This window comes from Gluconobacter cerinus (assembly GCF_025961355.1).
GTDB lineage: Bacteria > Pseudomonadota > Alphaproteobacteria > Acetobacterales > Acetobacteraceae > Gluconobacter > Gluconobacter cerinus.
In genome coordinates, this window is the sequence record NZ_JAOQNM010000001.1 from 1,792,865 (window position 1) to 1,810,094 (window position 17,230).

At 55.2% G+C, this 17,230-nt stretch carries 15 protein-coding genes; 9 read left to right on the forward strand and 6 right to left on the reverse strand.

Translation table 11 applies throughout. The features are described 5' to 3' along the window. The first annotated feature begins 69 nt into the window (after positions 1-69). A complete protein-coding gene (locus M2305_RS08260) occupies positions 70-993 on the forward strand; it encodes a hypothetical protein (RefSeq protein WP_264649091.1) in 924 nt (307 codons plus the stop codon). A 146-nt stretch (positions 994-1,139) separates the two neighbouring features. Further along, positions 1,140-2,375 carry a glycosyltransferase family 4 protein gene (locus M2305_RS08265; protein WP_264649092.1) on the forward strand — a complete coding sequence of 412 codons (1,236 nt, stop codon included), beginning with the start codon at positions 1,140-1,142 and terminating at the stop codon, positions 2,373-2,375. 16 nt (positions 2,376-2,391) lie between these two features. Here the strand turns inward: M2305_RS08265 and M2305_RS08270 are convergent, their stop codons facing one another. After that, complete coding sequence (locus tag M2305_RS08270; protein WP_264649093.1) at positions 2,392-3,528, reverse strand: glycosyltransferase family 32 protein; 1,137 nt, start codon at positions 3,526-3,528, stop codon at positions 2,392-2,394. Positions 3,529-3,746: 218 nt separating this feature from the next. Here M2305_RS08270 and M2305_RS08275 point away from each other — a divergent pair, with 218 nt between their 5' ends. After that, positions 3,747-4,157 carry a hypothetical protein gene (locus M2305_RS08275; RefSeq protein ID WP_211506645.1) on the forward strand — a complete coding sequence of 137 codons (411 nt, stop codon included), beginning with the start codon at positions 3,747-3,749 and terminating at the stop codon, positions 4,155-4,157. A gap of 45 nt (positions 4,158-4,202) precedes the next feature. On the opposite strand, the gene M2305_RS08280 is transcribed toward M2305_RS08275, so the two are convergent. The 3 genes from M2305_RS08280 to M2305_RS08290 form a co-directional block, all read right to left on the reverse strand. After that, a complete protein-coding gene (locus M2305_RS08280; RefSeq protein ID WP_264649094.1) occupies positions 4,203-5,429 on the reverse strand; it encodes a glycosyltransferase family 32 protein in 1,227 nt (408 codons plus the stop codon). A gap of 163 nt (positions 5,430-5,592) precedes the next feature. Beyond that, the gene (gene dps, locus M2305_RS08285) at positions 5,593-6,132 is read right to left on the reverse strand and encodes a DNA starvation/stationary phase protection protein Dps (protein ID WP_046900719.1); all 540 of its coding nucleotides are present in this window, start codon (positions 6,130-6,132) and stop codon (positions 5,593-5,595) included. A gap of 59 nt (positions 6,133-6,191) precedes the next feature. Further along, entirely contained in the window at positions 6,192-8,711 is a 2,520-nt protein-coding gene (locus M2305_RS08290; RefSeq protein WP_408871468.1) for a glycosyltransferase family 2 protein, read from the reverse strand. Positions 8,712-8,977: 266 nt separating this feature from the next. Between M2305_RS08290 and pstC the strand changes: the two genes are divergently transcribed. From pstC to M2305_RS08320, 6 genes are read left to right on the forward strand one after another with little or no spacing between them, the layout of a single operon-like run. Continuing rightward, a complete protein-coding gene (gene pstC, locus M2305_RS08295) occupies positions 8,978-9,946 on the forward strand; it encodes a phosphate ABC transporter permease subunit PstC (protein WP_046900721.1) in 969 nt (322 codons plus the stop codon). After that, the gene (gene pstA, locus M2305_RS08300) at positions 9,943-10,815 is read left to right on the forward strand and encodes a phosphate ABC transporter permease PstA (RefSeq protein ID WP_211511124.1); all 873 of its coding nucleotides are present in this window, start codon (positions 9,943-9,945) and stop codon (positions 10,813-10,815) included. The genes pstC and pstA overlap by 4 nt, the downstream gene beginning before the upstream one ends. A gap of 17 nt (positions 10,816-10,832) precedes the next feature. Continuing rightward, complete coding sequence (pstB, locus tag M2305_RS08305) at positions 10,833-11,603, forward strand: phosphate ABC transporter ATP-binding protein PstB (RefSeq protein ID WP_283092261.1); 771 nt, start codon at positions 10,833-10,835, stop codon at positions 11,601-11,603. Between the two features lie 6 nt (positions 11,604-11,609). After that, positions 11,610-12,329 (forward strand): phosphate signaling complex protein PhoU, encoded by a 720-nt coding sequence (gene phoU, locus M2305_RS08310; protein ID WP_086633432.1) that lies wholly within the window; start codon positions 11,610-11,612, stop codon positions 12,327-12,329. Beyond that, positions 12,326-13,048, forward strand: coding sequence for a response regulator (locus M2305_RS08315; RefSeq protein ID WP_046900725.1), 723 nt, complete (start codon positions 12,326-12,328; stop codon positions 13,046-13,048). Before phoU ends, M2305_RS08315 begins: the two co-directional genes overlap by 4 nt. Before the next feature lie 3 nt (positions 13,049-13,051). Beyond that, positions 13,052-14,311, forward strand: a complete 1,260-nt coding sequence (locus tag M2305_RS08320; protein WP_215766709.1) for a sensor histidine kinase — start codon at positions 13,052-13,054, stop codon at positions 14,309-14,311. 61 nt (positions 14,312-14,372) lie between these two features. Here M2305_RS08320 and M2305_RS08325 read toward each other — a convergent pair whose 3' ends face one another. Both M2305_RS08325 and M2305_RS08330 read right to left on the reverse strand, forming a co-directional pair. Beyond that, on the reverse strand, positions 14,373-15,788 hold the full coding sequence (locus M2305_RS08325) for an amino acid permease (protein WP_264649096.1): 1,416 nt from the start codon (positions 15,786-15,788) through the stop codon (positions 14,373-14,375). Between the two features lie 169 nt (positions 15,789-15,957). Further along, a complete protein-coding gene (locus M2305_RS08330) occupies positions 15,958-17,199 on the reverse strand; it encodes a transglycosylase SLT domain-containing protein (RefSeq protein ID WP_264649097.1) in 1,242 nt (413 codons plus the stop codon). Positions 17,200-17,230 lie beyond the last annotated feature (31 nt).

Genomic DNA, 17,230 nt, shown 5'->3' on the forward strand with positions numbered 1-17,230 from the left:
GAGTGTCTGGTGTAGCGCGGACCTGAAGATTTTTTTCCTCCCGATAGACGGGAACAAGTGGAGTAGGGAATGTCAAAGACGGCTGAAGCACCGACGCAGAATCGGGTCATTGACCTCAAGGCTGGTGCTCACATGATGGTGCTGGATGCAGGTATCTTCTGCATCTTCCATGCCGCCGGGCAACCTGCACCGGGTCCTGCCGGTCTGCCTGGCGTCCGTATCTCCCGCGCACCCGGGACGCCCGCTGGCATCGTAACAGTCAGCACCTTTGAGGAAGATGGCTGGATCGGTGCATCCAATGGTGCTGCTCTGGTCCGCGTGACGCGTGGCCCTGCTGCTGTTCTGGTGACGACGTATCAGGAGCCGAATAGCCAGGCCGAAGCTCCCAAGATTCAGGTCGCTCAGCTCGCCGGTCCTACGTCGACAGCTCCTGCTGCTGTTGTTGCGGCCGAATCTGCAGTGGCTCCTGCACCGGCAGCAGCAGGCGTGGCAGAGATTTCTGCCCATGTTCAGCGTCAAGGCGACGTCGCTGCTCCGATCGGGGAATGGATGGGCACGCCGGGCAGTCAGGCGTGGATCGAAGGTTTTGCCATCGCTCCGAAAACCAGTATTCCGACGTCCGACATCGAGTATCAGGCTGTTCTCGGTAAGGGATGGCTCTCCCCTTGGTCCGAAGGCGGTCAGTACTGTGGTTCCCGTGGAATGGCACTGCCAATTCTCGGACTGCGTGTGCGGTTGAAGGGCGAGTCAGCGCAGACGCATCATGTGCGCCTGTCTTCCACGTTCACGGATGGCACACGTCTGGGCCCTGTAGACGGAACGGATGCACTTGAAGCAGACAGCCTTGCTCCGCTTGAGGCGTTCTTGCTTGAAATTATTCCGAATGATGCCGCCGAAGAGGCTTCGGTAAAGGCACCCTCAAAGGCCGCTGCGAGCAAGGCTACAAAAACAACCAAGGCGCCTGCCAAACGCAAGGCAAGCTCTGCAGACTGAATTGAGTAGAGGCTGTTCACTCCCCGGAGTGAGAACAGCCTCTACGGGCTCTTGCACATGACAAGGGTCGCTTCATACGGCACCTGAGGTCTTTTGTTATTTAGACCTCTTAGGGGCTAGATCTTCTCCAGCAGCCGGGATTTGGTGTGCGCTTCCTTTTTGTTCATCAGAATTTTCCCGGCCAGTTCTTACATTTCGTGCGTCACCTGCATGAGCAGGGTGGCCATGAAATTGTTTTCATTTCCGAGGCGAACGCGGGGGAGGTGCCTGGAGTCAGGCGTGTCATCTATCGGGTGCCTCGTTTGCCATCCTCATCCACGCATCCCCATCTCAGAGAATTTGAATACGGGATACTCCGAGCAGAAGCCGTTGCGACCGCTGCTAAAACCCTCAAGCAGTTAGGGTACGAGCCTGACATCATCATCGGGCACCACGGCTGGGGAGAGCTCCTGAACCTTGGAGATGTTTTTCCGGGGTGTCCGATACTCGGATATTTCGAGTTTTTCTATCACGCCGACCGGAACGATGTTGGGTTTGACCCTGAGTTTCCGTCCAGCCCGGACCTTGCGGCTGCGGTACGAATCAAGAATTCGATCAATCTACAAGCTCTTTCCCAGACCAATGGCTACGGTCAGACGCCAACGCAGTTTCAGCGATCAACTTATCCGGCTTGGGCACAGGAAAAAATTTCGCTTCTGCGCGAGGGTGTAAACCTCGATCTTTGCAAGCCAGAGCCACAAGCTCGGAAGCGCAATCTCGTCATTAATGGCGTCAAGATTGGTCCACGGGATGCTCTTATTACGTATGTCGCGCGTAATCTGGAGCCCTATCGCGGTTTTCACTCTGTAATGCGTGCCCTGCCTCGTATTCTTGCTGAACGTAAAGATGCTCATATCATCATGGTGGGCGGTGATCAGGTAAGCTATGGCGCTCCTCCGCCAGGGCGGGGAAGCTGGCGTGAAATCCTGCTCAAGGAACTTGAGGGCCAACTGGACCTCAGCAGAATCCACTTTGTGGGCAAGGTTGCCTATGACGACTTCCGAGCCCTGTTGAAGCGCTCAGATGCGCATCTATATCTGACATATCCATTCGTTGCGTCCTGGTCCCTGAGAGAGGCCATGGCAACGGGCTGTCCGATTGTTGGAAGTGATACAGCACCTGTCAGCGAGTTTATCACAGATGGCCTGACAGGGCGGCTAGTACCGTTCCTTGAGTCGGATCGTATTGCGGATGTGGTTCTGGAACTGCTCGAAGACCGCAAGCAGGCGCGTCGTCTGGGGCAGGATGCGCGCCGCTATGCTGAAGCTGAGTTGTGTCTACAGGGTTACCTGAAGCGCTATGACGCTCTGGTGCAGGAAATCGTCAGCGGGCACCACCGCTGACGATACAGTCAGTTTCTTACTGACTGTGCCAGGATGCGTTACCTTTATAATGCACCTCATACTCTTCAACGAAGTCATTGAAACGGGCTTGGTCATCTATCCGAAGCACGGGAAGCTGTGCCTTGAGTTCCAGGCTCTGGAAGAGCGCCCGGCTCACGGCACGGTTCAGAACGCCTGGGCCGGTCTTGAAGGCAATGTAGAGGCCGGGATGACGGAACATGTTGGCCCAAGCCGTCATCAGGGCATTGGCAATGACCGGATGCGAGGCAGTCGCTCCAAAAAAATCATTGTGGAGGACGTAGTTGTCGGTGGTGAACAGCTGACAAGTCGTTGGAATGGTGGCGAGGGCATTCCATTCTTCATCAGACTTGATGCGTAGGTCGGCATCAATCCACCAGCCGCCTTTTGCCAAAATGACGTGCAAGCGCAAGAGATCAGCGCCTTCTGCCGGGTGACGGACCTGCTGGAAAAGGTCGGATGCTTCCTTTCCGTAGTGGTCGTACAACCACTTGGTCGCTGTTTCCCGTGTGAAGATCGTAAAGCGATCTCCGAGCATGTTCTGATGGTATTCAATATTCTCGCTGATCTCTACCGGCGGGTTAGCGTCCCAGTACATGTAGAGGTGATGGGGTATTTGAGGCTGCGACTTTGGAAAGCCGTCTTCACCGAAAGAGCGGATCCAGCGGAGAGCGATTTCAAGATAGAGTCGATCGATTTCTTCGCCTGAGTGAAACTCCTCGAAGCAGTTTCCGATCAGTTTCAGGCTTTCATCGAAATTATTTTCACGCCAGGCCGCCCGAATTCCGCGGATATAATTTGCCTGCGGGAACGAATATTTTTCTAATTCAAGTATTTCTTCTTCAGGAAGCGTTTCACTGGCTTTGAGAAGGCATAGGAGCCGAACTTGTAGAAGTGATTGTGGTAAAGGATATTCTGTTTGGCTCTTGCTGTGCAGATCCAGGGCGCGTCTGTAGAAAAATGAAGCTTCTTTAACGTTGCTGTGGATATGGAGAATATTTGCGATGGCAAATGAATGCTCTACCGTATCTGCGCCATGTTTCTCGAAATATGCGAGGGCTTGTCCGTCACCTGCGAGGGTTGCCGCTGTGATGGACGGAGCATTATCGGATTCATGGTCAATATTCTGAGTCATCAATACCACTTGCGCGAATGTGTGAGCTAATCCGTAGCTTTGTCTCCTTGCAGATAGGACTACTCTGAAGCCAGGCGCAATAGGATCTTCAATTTGATTATATCTAAGACGTGCAACTCACATTTCCTGTGATCCTCAGGCATGCTATTTTCCAAACCCAATAAAATGGCGGCAATCCTCCGGAATGATAGATTCGGGGGCATCAGGGAGAAAATTTTATGTCTGGCGAAATGCTTCCTGGCCTTGCGGTCTTGGTTGAGGGCTGGGTCATCAAGAAAGATGCAACGCTGGCTCCTCAGCGCATGACCAGCGACGATATTCAAGATCTGGCCAAGGCGACCGTCGAAACCTTGAAAGAGCGTGCTCTGGGCGATGTGGAAAACGGCTGGGGCAGCTTGCAGACATTAACGGGTGGCTGGGTTGTGCAGCGCGAGCGAGGCAAAGTGCCCACCCCGTTGGGAAAAGAAGATTTTCGGAAGTTTGTGATGCTGGCGCTTGAGGGAATGGCTCAGCAATCTTCAGGCGCGTCTGTTCTGAGCGATGATGTCGATGACGTGTCTCTTGAAGATGAAGCACCGTCCCTGGATGCTTTTCGCTTTGCCAGAGAGCATCTCCAGCGCTGCCTGTGAAGGAAACCTGGCCCCGGAAGAATATCTTTCGGGGCCAGTAGGCCCTCAGGCTGTGTACCAGGAAGGCAGCTGGGTTTTGTAAGGTGTATCGAATTCTTCAATCATGTCGTTGAAGACGTGGTGGTCGAAGATTTCAATGGATTTTGCCGGTGTCCGGCCCTTGAGGGACCGATGGGCAATCCGGTTCAGTGCACGGTTAAAGATGCCTGGACCGGTTTTGTAGGCAATGAAAAGCCCTTGGTGCAGATAGCAGTTCCGATATAGGGACAGCAGGCAGTCCGTCAGGACGTCGCTGTTAGCAACAGATCCGAAAAAGTCATTATGAACGACTTGGTTGTGCGTGAGGAAGAAGGCTGAACCTTCCTTGCGCTCTGCCATGAACTGTAGCGCTGCATCGCTCTTCACGCGAATATCAGCATCTAGCCACCAGCCACCAAGGAGCTGGATGACGTGCACCCGTAGAAAATCAGCAGCCTCAGCTGGGTGGCGGGCACTCAGGAACAGTGTGCGGGCTTCAATCCCGTAATTGTCGTAAAGCCACTCAGCAGCTTCTTCCTTATCGAAGGTTTTGACTTCAAAGCTGGAGATCGCTTTGTGATAGTCAAAATTCTTCTGGATTTCTGCTGGCGGATTTTTATCCCAATAGAGAAACATCTTCCGTGGAATACGATTATAGATATCGTCGCCCTGCGGAGTTGCTGAAAATACAGATGGGGAGGCTCTAAGCGCGACTTCCAATGCGACAGAATCAACTTCTTCGCCCGTATGGAATTCGTCGTAAGCATTACCCATAATGTTCAGGGCATCACGTGGTGGCGTTCCACGCCAGGCGTGGGATGTCCCATCGATATAGTTTGCAAACGGGATATTCAGGCTGCGCAGCTCAGCGAGTTCATGTTGCGGAACAGGCTGGCCTGCCTTGAGCAGGCAGAGAAGTCGGACCTGCAAAAGGGATTGTGCCAAAGGATACTGCGTGGGAGACTTGGAGTGCAGTTCAAACGCACGGCCGTAATATGTTGCGGCTTCGGCTACGCTGCGGTTGGTGTGCAAAATATTGGCAAGCGCAAAAGCATGTTCAACAGTGTCTGCGCCATGCTGTGCGAGATATGCCGCAGCCTGAGGGTCCGGTAGTTCTGCTGAAGCGGGCGCCGGTGACGCTACAGGTTCTTCGGCGGCATTGGAAGGTGGCGTATCTTCTTCTCTCAAGGCTTCCCATTCGGACAGATCCCAAGCCGCGCTGTCTTGGTGTGTCGTTTGATCTTCGGAAGTCATGCCTATTGTCCCGCTTCAGGAAAGTCGTGATCAAGGCTCACCTCAGGCGGCGCCTTTTGTGCCTTTATTGGTAATCGCGATATTGTTGAGGGGCAAGTGCCACAATAAAAAACGGAGCGGCCCAAGACCGCTCCGTTTTCAGGCTCAGTAATGCAGGCGCGTATTAGGCGCGCTTGCCTTCGTGGTCACCATCACGCATCTGGCCGGTCGGTTCCTGCACGTGGGCTTCCAGGAACCACAGGTGCTTGTCCAGACCACGGGAAACCTCGGTGAAAAGGTCGGACGTGTCATCGTCGCCTGCTTCGTCCGTGATCTTGATGGCTTCACGCACGTTGTTTGCAACAGTGGCGTAGCGATCAATCAGAGCGGCAATATGGTCTGCAACCCGGTAGATGTCGGTCGGGTATGGCTTGCAAGATGAATTCTTGGAGACATCCTGCACAGTCCCATATGCCGTGCCACCGAGCTGCGTTGCACGCTCTGCTGTTGTGTCCACAAAATCGTCAATGCTGGTACGGAAGCCATCCAGCATTTCGTGGACACCGATGAACTGTGGTCCCTTGAGGTTCCAGTGTGCCTGCTTGGTGATCAGGGCAAGATCAATCAGATCGGCCAGACGGGCGTTAAGCGTTTCGATTGAAACGCTTTTCGTGTTGTCCGCTGTATCGTTCTGCGTGACATGGCGATTGGACTTGGTGGCCATGATAGGTCTCCTGCAAGAGGGTTCGTTATCCGGATAAACGCCGAAACCTCAATTTGGTTTCACAGTGTTTCCGGATCCACAAGATCGAAAAATGGCTGCTGATCTACTGTAAAGTAGCGAGGATATGACGGATCCCGTTCGAAAAGTGGATTGTCACTCCAACGAGCCAGCATGGTCTGGGTTTCATGAAAGAAGCGGGCTTCATGTTCCGGGCGATCATCGCTACCCCGGGACAGGCTTTCATGATGATAGGCCACCACTTCTGCAGAGAAGATGATTCGATAACCCGCATCACGAATTTTCAGGCAAAGATCGACGTCATTATAAGCGACTGTCAGTTCTTTTTCGTCGAAACCACCAATTTCATGAAAGACGTCTGACCGGACCAGCATCGCTGCTGCCGTGACGGCGGTGACTTCATGTGAAAGCATGGTGCGTCCAATGTAACCATATTCCGTCACTGGATCACCACGGTGAACATGAGCGCCTATGCCCGCTGGCCCGACGATCACGCCCGCATGCTGGATCGTATCGTTCGGATAGAGGAGCTTCGCGCCGACTGCTCCGATATCTGGCGCGGCGAGGGCTTCTCCGATGGCAATATGAAGCCAGTTGGAATGTTCAACGAAAACATCGTTGTTCATGAACATCAGATAGTCGGCGCTGGTCTGTTCAACAGCAAGGTTGTTGAGGCGTGAATAGTTAAAGGGTTCCTCAACTGTCAGGACTGACACACGCGGGTGCTTCTGTATCTCGCTGATGAAATCAATCGTTTCATCCTCGACTGACCAGTTGTTGACCAGAATGATATCAAAATTTTTGTATGCGGTTTTATTGAGGAGGGCATCAACACACTGACGCGTGGTTTCAACCTGATCTTTGAACGGAATGATAATGGTGACTTTTGGGGCTTTTTTTGTCAGCCACTCAACGCCATAGAGTGTAAGCCCACGGATTGAAGAGACTTTGGCTTTGATCTTTCGGCGTTTGAGATGGTCATGCACACACCGGACGCCTGCTTCGATGGCATAGGTCTTGTTGGCGACATTAACGGCTGTGGAATTGGGTGTTTTACGCCAGTGATAGAGAACTTCGGGAACGTGATGAATTTCTGAAGGGGACAGGATTTCCGTTGCCCGCAGAACGAAATCATGGTCCTGCGCGCCATCGTAGTCTGACTTCAGGTGGCCGATCTTACGCATGGTTTCTGCTTCAACCATCGTCAAATGACAGATGTAGTTGCAGCCCAGAAGATAACGATAATTGAAATCGGGTTTGAGGTTAGGTTCCAGGAAATATCCGGCCTGATCGATCTTGTCTTCGTCCGAATAAAGGAGCTTGGCCCCTGTCTCCAAAGCCGCATGAACCATCACTTCAACGGCGACATCGACCATGAGGTCATCATGGTCAAAAAAGACCACATAATCGCCTAGGGCCGCATCCATTCCGGCATTTGTTGCACCCGAAATGCCTGCATTTTTCGCGAGCGGCACAGCGCGGATGCGCTGGTCTGCTTTGCAGAACTGCTCAATGACGGCAGTCGTCTGTGCGCATTTCCCGGCATCATCAACGATGAGGAGTTCCCAATTCGAATAGGTCTGAGACAGGACTGAATTGAGGGCTGCTTCAAAGTCGCTTTTTAAGGGCCGATAGGTCGGACAAAGAATGGAAACCAGAGGTTCAGTGCGGGTGCTGCCCTGGAGTTGACGCTGTTTGGCGACGCGCTCTCTCAAAAGAGGGTAGTATTTATGTGCCCAGCGATTGTAATCGCCAAGGTTATAGCCGCGTCTCGGAACAAGATCCCTGACTTCCTGACGCAATTCAGAAAGCTTCCGGTGGAGCCCGTCTATGGTTCCCAGAAGGTCAACGAGGCGTGTTTCCAAAGCATCGTCAGCAAGGGACGTGATAAAAGGACTTCCGTTTAGCTCGGTCCGGTCCGGAAGGGTGACAACTTGGAATTTGTGCGGCGCGCTCCCCCGAAGCCGTTGAGGAATGGGAATTTCGAAACCGCAGTTCGGGTCGCATCCTAGAACGGCTGCGACATCTCCTCGATATCGGTCTGCTCTGGTTTGCGCCATTGGAACACCGTCAACAATGACGGAGATCATGCATCGACCGTGCTGCTCGGCGCCCGGCTTATCAGCACAGAGAATCCAGCCCCGAAGCGCGCCCTGCTTCACGCCATCAACAAAGCTTTGATACTGGGGTAGAAATTTTTCAGAAAAATGAATGGTGGCGGCCGGGGGCGCTTCAGGGGTCGCGGAGTCAGTTAATGGGAGAGCTGAGCGATCCGGAAACCGAATGGAAAATTCGTGACGTTTGCCGTCGATAAATTTTTCAGGGACGGAAAATTCGAACCCGACTTTTGACGTTGGGAGCTGAAGGGCAGCCTGAACATCTTGTCGCTCTTGATCGCATACGATCTGCATGACTTCTTGTTGGTCAATCAAGACGTGAAGCAGGACCAACCCTTGTCCACGACTATCTACTGCCCAGCCGCGAGCTTTGCCGTTCTCGAACTGATCAAGATGTCCAGTAAAAGGGCCGAACGTAGTTGGGAGTGATTGCTTCAACGCCACTGGATTCCTGCTCCGTTCTATGTCTTCGTATTTTACCGAAAGACAAAATTAAGGCCTACTTTCTGGCATGTTAAATCAATTGCCGAAATGGGTCTTGGTGATCTGATTTCGCATCGGGCGAAAAAAATGTGTCGCGAGTGACATAAATCTTTCATGCCCTGCCTGGTCCACGCCGGTTGTCCTTCTGGGTTGGGACGGCTAATGCACGGAAGTGGCGGCATCTGCCGTCAGTGTGCACCAGTTATCACAGCCAGAGCCTTTGACGCATGACACTTGCCCCAGCCAGGCAACCCGAAAAGGTTTCCGTTTCCGAACATACGGAAAAGCGGAGTAACGCAGATACCGCATTTCAGGCGGTGGTCGGTGGATGCTCTCTGCTGGTCCTGATTGTCCTCGGTGGCCTTGTTGTGTTGATGGGTGTTGGTGGGCAGGACGCTTTCAAGACATTCGGTCTTGGGTTCGCGTTTCGGGATGTCTGGAATCCAGTTTCCAACGAATATGGTGCCTGGGCTCCTCTGTTTGGTACAATCATCAGCACTTTGATTGGTGTGCTGATTGCGACGCCACTGGCATTCGGAACGGCCTTCTGGCTGACGGCCATCGCTCCTCCAAAAATTTCGGCGATTGTCGGAACGGCTGTTCAGCTTCTAGCTGCAGTGCCGTCCATCATCTTTGGTATGTGGGGCTTCTTTACGATCGTGCCTTTCATGGCGCGGCATGTGCAGCCCTTTATGATGCACCATTTCCGGCATGTTCCCGGCATCAATATGCTGATCCATGGTGCGCCTTTCGGAACCGGCCTGATGACGGCGGGTCTTGTTCTGGCCATGATGATCGCGCCTTTCATGACGGCGGTCATGCGGGATGTTTTTAGCGCCATGCCCGGTATGCTTCGTGAAAGCGCCTACGGGTTGGGAGCAACGCGCTGGGACGTGATGTGGAAGGTCGTCGTGCCCTGGTCCCGGTCGGGCATGATCGGCGCTATTGTTCTGGGTATGGGACGCGCTCTGGGTGAAACCATGGCCGTGACATTCGTGATCGGAAACGTGACAGCCGTCGGCTGGTCTTTGTTCGCCCCGCGAAGCACAGTGGCCTCTCTCATTGCACTGCAGTTTCCGGAAAGCCCGGCCGGGTCGCTTCGTTTGTCTTCTCTGCTGGCACTGGGTTTCATTCTCATGTTGCTGTCGTTTGCCAGTCTGTCTCTGGCCCGGATGCTGAGAGGGGATAGCAAATGAGCAATATGACTACGCTTTCTCCCGGCTGGGCTCCCAATCCTTGTGGCGCGCGTCGCCGCCGGAAAGATCGTGTCGCGACTATTCTTGGCATGATTGCGGCGGCCATTCTCGTGCTGGTTCTGACGTCCATTCTCTGGACGCTTCTGGCGCGCGGTATCGTTGGCCTGTCCGCGGGTGCTCTTTTCAAGCCCATGGGCCCACCAGGTTCTGGAGGCGGTCTGGCTAACGCTATTCTTGGTAGCGTGATTCAGACGGCGATGGCCCTTGCTATGGCCACCCCCCTAGGGCTGGGTTGCGGCATCTATCTGTCCGAGTATGGCTCCAAGCAGAACCGTTTTGCCTCGTGCGTACGCTTTGTTTCTGATGTGCTGATGTCTGTCCCGTCCATTCTTGTGGGACTGTTCGTCTATCAGGTTCTGGTGGCGCCGTTTGGGCACTTCTCTGCCTTTGCGGGCTCTGTGGCCCTCGCCATTCTTGCTGTGCCCATCATTGTGCGCACAACGGAAGATATGCTGCGTCTCGTGCCGGTCTCGATGCGCGAAGCCGGAGCGGCGCTGGGTGCAACGCGCTGGCGCGTTACCCTTTTTCTCTGTCTGCGTTCGGCTAAAACCGGCGTTTTGACAGGTATTCTTCTGGCTCTGGCCCGTGTGAGTGGTGAGACGGCTCCCCTGCTGTTTACATCACTCGGTAATCAGAACTGGTCTTTCAGCCTGAACCACCCCATGGCTAGCCTGCCGGTGACAATCTACCAGTATGCAGGTGCATCTTACGACGACTGGGTACAGCTTGCTTGGGCTGGTGCTCTTCTGGTGACACTGGGTGTTCTGGCCATCAATATTGCCGTTCGTTTTTCGGCCCGGCGCGGATGACTTTACAGGATTTCAAAATGAACGAGACCAAGCCGCAAGTGGCCCTCGCCGTTCGCAATCTGAACTTCTACTACGGGCAGAACCATGCCCTGCACGATATCAGCATCGACTTTCCCGCCCGGAAAGTGACGGCGATGATCGGCCCCAGCGGCTGTGGCAAATCCACGCTTCTGCGGATCTTCAACCGTATGTACGATCTCTATCCGGGACAGCGTGCAACGGGAGAGGTGATTTTCGACGGTCGCAATATTCTTGAAACCGGGCTGGACCTGAACATCCTGCGCGCGCGGATCGGAATGGTGTTCCAGAAGCCGACACCGTTCCCGATGTCGATCTATGATAACATCGCTTTCGGTGTGCGCCTCCATGAGCGCCTGAACAAGGCTGACATGGATGTGCGTGTGCAAGACGTGCTGACACGTGTTGCCCTATGGAACGAAGTGCGGGATCGCCTGAACGCGCCGGCTGCGGGTCTCTCGGGCGGTCAGCAGCAGAGGCTTTGTATCGCACGTTCCATTGCGACCCGCCCTGAAGTTCTGCTGTTGGACGAGCCGACGTCCGCGTTGGATCCGATCTCTACCGCACGTATTGAAGAACTGCTGGACGAGCTCAAGGAAGAGTTCACGATTGCGATCGTGACGCACAACATGCAGCAGGCAGCACGGTGTGCTGATCAGGTTGCTTTTTTCTACATGGGACGGCTGATTGAAGTGGACGCGGCAGACCGCATCTTCACCAATCCAAAGCAGCAGCAGACCCAGGACTACATCACCGGAAGATTTGGATAATCCGCCATGGCTGACAGATCTCATATCGTCAAAAGCTACGAGCAGGAGCTGGGTCAGCTCCGGTCCATGATGTCCCAAATGGGTGGCATCGTAGAAAATCAGGTCGCGTTGGCGCTTTCGGCCATCGCAGACCGGAATGAGGAAGCTGCCGATGCCGCAGCCCGTCAGGATCCGGACGTAGATGAGCTGGAACGAGAAGTCGAAAGTCTCGCCATTCGCCTCCTGGCCCTGCGAAGCCCGATGGCCAGCGATTTGCGTGAGATCGTTGCAGCACTGAAAATCACTGGCGATCTGGAACGTATCGGCGATTATGCCTCGTCCATCGCGCGTCGGTCTCTCCGTATTCGTGGCGCTGACGGGCAGATTTCGCTCTCAGGTCTGCGGAGCATGGGACGTCTGGTGCAGGACAATCTGCGCCGGTCTATCGATGCGATCACGCAGCAGGATTCCAACCGGGCCATGGAAGTCTGGCACGCCGACCGCGCGGTCGATGAGTACTACACCGCGCTGTTCCGTGAACTCGTAACGTACATGATGGAAGATCCGCGAAACATCCGTGCCTGCACGGAGCTTCTGTTTATTGCAAAAAATCTCGAACGGATTGGTGATCACGCCACCAATATCGCCGAGCGCGTGTTCTACGCAGTGACCGGAGACAACCTGCCAGCTGTTCGTCCGCGCGGTGCTCCAGCAACTGCCGATACTTCAGAACAGCCAGACCGGTGAGCGGAAGCACCCAAATCAGGGCAAAAGGCCTTATCCTCGTTGTCGAGGACGATCCTGCTTTGCTCCTGATGATGCGATATAATCTCGAGCAACGGGGTTATCGTGTCGAATCTGCGGCCGACGCTGAGACCGCACTTCAGTTCCTCGAAACGGCGCGTCCAGACGCTGCTGTTCTGGACTGGATGCTCCCGGGGATGTCGGGGCTTGATCTGTGCAGGCGTATTCGCAGCAACCCGATCCTGCGCGATCTTCCGGTTCTGCTGCTGACAGCGCGGTCAGGCGAGCAGGATGCGATCCGCGGGCTGGATACAGGCGCGGATGACTACCTGATCAAACCCTGTAGCGTTGACACTCTGGATGCCCGCCTGCGTGCTCTGCTGCGGCGACACCAGTCTTCTTACGACGTGCTATCTTTCGCGGATATTACGCTGGATCCTGAAACCCATCGGATTGAACGGGCAGGCCGTCTGCTGTCACTTGGGCCAACGGAATATCGTCTTCTGGATCTGCTGATCCGGAATCCCCGCAAGGTTTTCTCCCGGGAAGATCTTCTGCGGCGGATCTGGGGACAGAATATCCATGTGGAAATTCGCACGATCGACGTGCATATCCGCCGGCTTCGCAAGGCAATCAATGGCCCGAATGAGCCGGATCTGGTGCGCACTGTCAGGGCTGCGGGTTATGCTCTGGATGACGGTCCTGTCACGGATGGACTTTGACGGGTGAGGGCTGAAAGCCTGGCAGCCGTCTCTCATGAAGGTCTGCCTTTCTGGGCAGGTCTTGTTCTTGTGGGAGCCGCGGTTGCCGGGTGGGGATGTGCATTTCTGGCCTTCCGGCGACCGGCATTACCCCTGCCGGTACTGACGGAACATTCAGCCCTGCCATCCGCAGTGCCAACGTCCGAGACTGCGCTCCCTATCGAGATTTTCCCTGGCAGTGTTCTTCTGCTGGACCGTTTGGGGGCAGTTCTTCAGGCGAACGAAGAAGCACTCACACAGTTTGGCGATAGTGTTGGCGCTATTCTCCGTCACCCTGCCGCGCGTTCCGCTCTTTCGGCCGCATTGCGGGTTGCTTCTGACAGCGCAGATGACCTGCCTTCGATGTGCTCGACGACGTTTACGCTGGACGTTCCTGTCCCGCGTACGCTTCACCTGTCACTCAGACGAATTCCTGCCCAGCATGACCGGCATACACGCGTGCTTGTCATGCTGTCGGATCGGAGTGAAGCACAGGTTCTGGACAGGATGCGGATCGATTTCGTAGCCCATGCCAGTCATGAGCTCCGCACGCCTCTGGCCTCTCTGAGTGGCTTCATTGATGCCCTGCGCACCGGTGGAAGCAGCATGAATGAAGGGACGCGGCAGCAGTTTCTCGATATCATGGCCCAGCAGTCTGCTCGGCTGAAACGCCTGATTGATCGGCTGCTTTACCTGTCGCGCGTGCAGGCTCACGAACATCAGCGTCCCCGTGATCTGGTGGAAGTCGCGGATCTGATGGCCATTGTGCTTGGCGAAGTGGCGCCCCGGTTTGATGAGCCGGGATGTTCCCTGAACCTTGCCATTGAGGATGACCTGACGATCCGGGCCGATGAGGATGAGATGGTTCAGGTGCTTTTGAACCTGATCGAAAATGCCTTGCGATATGGCCGTGAAGAAGGGCGGCCGTTTGCTGTGACGCTGTTCGCCCGACGGGCCCCTGAACGGGATGACCGCTGGCCTGAAGAAGGGGGCGTCCTGCTTGGAGTGGAAGATAATGGTCGCGGCATGGAAGCGCATCATCTCCCGCGGCTGACAGAACGATTTTATCGGGTGGTGGACAAGGTGGAGCCTGCCAAGCAGGGCACGGGCCTCGGCTTGTCTATCGTTCGGCACATTCTTGATCGACACGGCGGGAGACTCAGGGTCGCGAGTGCGCCGGGGCGCGGTACGACGTGCCTTGTGTGGCTTCCGCCTGTGGGCGCATTGCCCGCCGAGAATTCCTGATTTCAACCTGAGCCCATAAAAAAAAGCGCCCCGGTAAGGAGCGCTTTTTTTTTAGTCGAACTCAGTGGGCTTTTCGGGTGCGCGCCAGAAGAAGCCATCCACCTACGAGGATAAGGCCGATGAGCGGAATGGCGCCAATGGTGATTGTGCCATCCGGATAGTCGAAAGCCATCATCAGAAGAACGAATGCCAGAAACCCCAGTGTTGCCCAGTTGGTATAGGGGGCACCAGGCATGGCAAAAGTTGTCGGAGCGATTTCGCCACGATTAATAGCTGATCGCAGGCGAAGCTGGCACAGCAGAATGAAACCCCACGTGCTGATGATTCCGATGGCCGAGAAGTTCAGAACCACTTCAAACACACGGGACGGGATCAGATAGTTCAGGCCAACGCCCACCAGATAGACAGAAAGCGTTGTCAGAATGCCCATGTAAGGCACGGAGCTCTTGTTCATCTTGGAGAGCATCTGAGGGCCAGATCCCCCAAGGGACAGAGCACGCAGGACGCGGCCCGTGGAGTACAGGCCTGAGTTGAGGCTGGACAGAGCCGCAGTCAGGACAACGATATTCATGATCGTGCCAACACCCGGAATTCCAAGTGCCTGAAAGAACGTCACGAACGGGCTGACGCCAGCATGATAGGCTGTCCATGGCAGCAGGCAGACGAGCAGGGCAACCGAGCCAACATAGAAGAGACCGATACGCCAGATGACGCTGTTCACAGCACGCGGCAGAATTTCACGCGCATCATGGCATTCGCCAGCGGCAGTGCCGATCAGTTCAATGGCCGAGTAGGCAAACACCACACCTTGCAGCAGCAGAAAAACTGGCATGATTCCATGTGGGAACAGGCCACCGTTCTCTGTGATCAGATGAAGGCCGGTGGTGTGCCCGGCCACTGGCATCCGGCTCCCGAGAATAAGGGTTCCCGCGATGAGGAATGCGGCAAGCGCCACGACCTTGATGAGCGAAAACCAGAACTCCATCTCACCGAAGTAGCGGACGCCAATCATGTTCATCGTGCCAACGATGCTGAGAGCGCCAAGAGCAAAAACCCATTGGGGGACGTCCACGAAAACGGCCCAGTAGTGCATGTAAAGGGCGACAGCGGTGATATCGACGATACCCGTCATGGCCCAGTTAAGGAATGAGAGCCAGCCCGCAGCATAAGCGGCTTTTTCGCCAAGAAATTCGCGGGCATAGGTCACGAAGCTACCGCTGGTCGGGCGGTACATGACCAGTTCTCCGAGGGCACGGAGAATCAAGAAAGAGAAAACGCCACAAACGGCATAGATCAGCGCAAGGGAAGGACCGGCAACCTGAAGGCGGGAGCCAGCACCAAGGAACAGTCCGGTTCCGATGGCGCCACCGATGGCGATCATCTGAACGTGTCGACGACCAAGATCCTTGTGATACCCTTCCTCGCTGATGACATCTTCCGATGGTGGAGTGTGATCGTGAGCAGGGCTGGTCGTCATCTGCGCATCCTGAGGGCCGGGATCGGCGTGGTGAATCAATGTCTGGACGTGGGTCACCTACACTTCGTGCGTGGCTGGTATGTCCAATCTGCATGGGAACATACGGCAAAGTCTGCCCATTGCCAACGAGCATTGAGTTTCCTTACGGAAATTAAGACTTTTGAGACATTTAATGTCCGGGTGGGACCGCCATGCAGGCCATTCCCTGGGCTGTCAGACTGCTACAGGCACTGGCCGCGCCAGCCCGACTGATGCCAGCAAGACGGGCTCTATAGAAGCGTGTCCCGTGCGACAAAGTAGGCTGGACCTGAATTTGCGAGGCCTGAAGCGGAGAGAATGCAGACTGGCGGGCCATATTCGCCGCAAACCGGGCTTGCCCGGGATTCGCGAAGGCTCCGACCTGGATACCCCAGTCTCCGTAAGTTCCAGGAGCGCGATAGCTGACGGCGGTGGGTGTCAGGCTTGCAGAGGAATGGGATGTTCGAGGTGGTGTGGGAATAACCGGCGCGGGCGGCAAAAGCGTGCTGGCCACGGTCGATTGTTCGACCGTGGCGGTCGGGGGTTCAAGTTGACGGTTGGGGGCCGACACCGGGGTACAGGCCATGCTCGGGTCATAGGCGGCGTCTGGGTCACACGGGCCGAGCGGGGGAAGGTCCGGCGGCATCGTATCTGATGGTACGGAAGTAATGTGCCGTCTGGACCAGGCTTTCTGGACGCTCTGTTGTGTTGAACCGTACTGCCCTGAAGGCTGCGCCATGGCCAGTTGTGTGCTGGTATCAGGCGCCTCTGCGACTTCCATGGGAGATGCGTTCAGTTGCTGTGACGACGCGTAGGCTGCCAGTGGACCCGTCATGGCGATCTGTGTGCCAAGATGCGGCGTGATACTTGCGATGTAATTGACAGTTTCGTTGGGGAGCGCCCGACCTTGATAGAGGTAATCCTCAAGGCGTTGTGGTCCGGCATTGTAAGCTACCAGAAATGCGGGAGCTCCGTATTTGCGAGACAGTATTTTGATATATCCGGTTCCCGCCATGATGTTGTCATGCGGCTCATACGGATCAGAACCCAGCCCGAACCGGCCCTGCATTTCAGCATAGGTCTGCGGCATGAGCTGCATCAGGCCCATGGCTCCGGCGCTGGACGTGATGGGTTGGCCATTCAGATACTGGTGTCCCCCCGATTCCTGGTGAATGACCGCTCTGATCCAGGCTTCGGGAATCGAGAAGCGACTGGCAGCCTGCTGAATGTATGGCCCCCAGGGATCACTGGCTGTGCCGGGGGCTTTGTAAGCGCCGTTTGCTGCATAATATCGATTGTAGGGCGAGGGTTGGGAGGCGCATCCGGCGAGCAGGATTCCCGTCAGGCAAAGGCTTCCAGCATACAGGGCAAGGGGCCTTTTCCGAGGCGTCATAAACCCAATGTTAATCTTTTGCTCAGATGAT

Excerpts from the sequence above, each read along its gene's own strand:
- pstC (WP_046900721.1), top strand. The coding sequence starts at position 8,978 with ATGACACTTGCCCCAGCCAGGCAACCCGAAAAGGTTTCCGTTTCCGAA.
- pstB (WP_283092261.1), top strand. The coding sequence starts at position 10,833 with ATGAACGAGACCAAGCCGCAAGTGGCCCTCGCCGTTCGCAATCTGAAC.
- pstA (WP_211511124.1), top strand. The coding sequence starts at position 9,943 with ATGAGCAATATGACTACGCTTTCTCCCGGCTGGGCTCCCAATCCTTGT.
- M2305_RS08280 (WP_264649094.1), bottom strand. The coding sequence starts at position 5,429 with ATGACTTCCGAAGATCAAACGACACACCAAGACAGCGCGGCTTGGGAT.
- M2305_RS08260 (WP_264649091.1), top strand. The coding sequence starts at position 70 with ATGTCAAAGACGGCTGAAGCACCGACGCAGAATCGGGTCATTGACCTC.
- M2305_RS08270 (WP_264649093.1), bottom strand. The coding sequence starts at position 3,528 with ATGACTCAGAATATTGACCATGAATCCGATAATGCTCCGTCCATCACA.
- M2305_RS08330 (WP_264649097.1), bottom strand. The coding sequence starts at position 17,199 with ATGACGCCTCGGAAAAGGCCCCTTGCCCTGTATGCTGGAAGCCTTTGC.
- M2305_RS08325 (WP_264649096.1), bottom strand. The coding sequence starts at position 15,788 with ATGACGACCAGCCCTGCTCACGATCACACTCCACCATCGGAAGATGTC.
- phoU (WP_086633432.1), top strand. The coding sequence starts at position 11,610 with ATGGCTGACAGATCTCATATCGTCAAAAGCTACGAGCAGGAGCTGGGT.
- M2305_RS08275 (WP_211506645.1), top strand. The coding sequence starts at position 3,747 with ATGTCTGGCGAAATGCTTCCTGGCCTTGCGGTCTTGGTTGAGGGCTGG.
- dps (WP_046900719.1), bottom strand. The coding sequence starts at position 6,132 with ATGGCCACCAAGTCCAATCGCCATGTCACGCAGAACGATACAGCGGAC.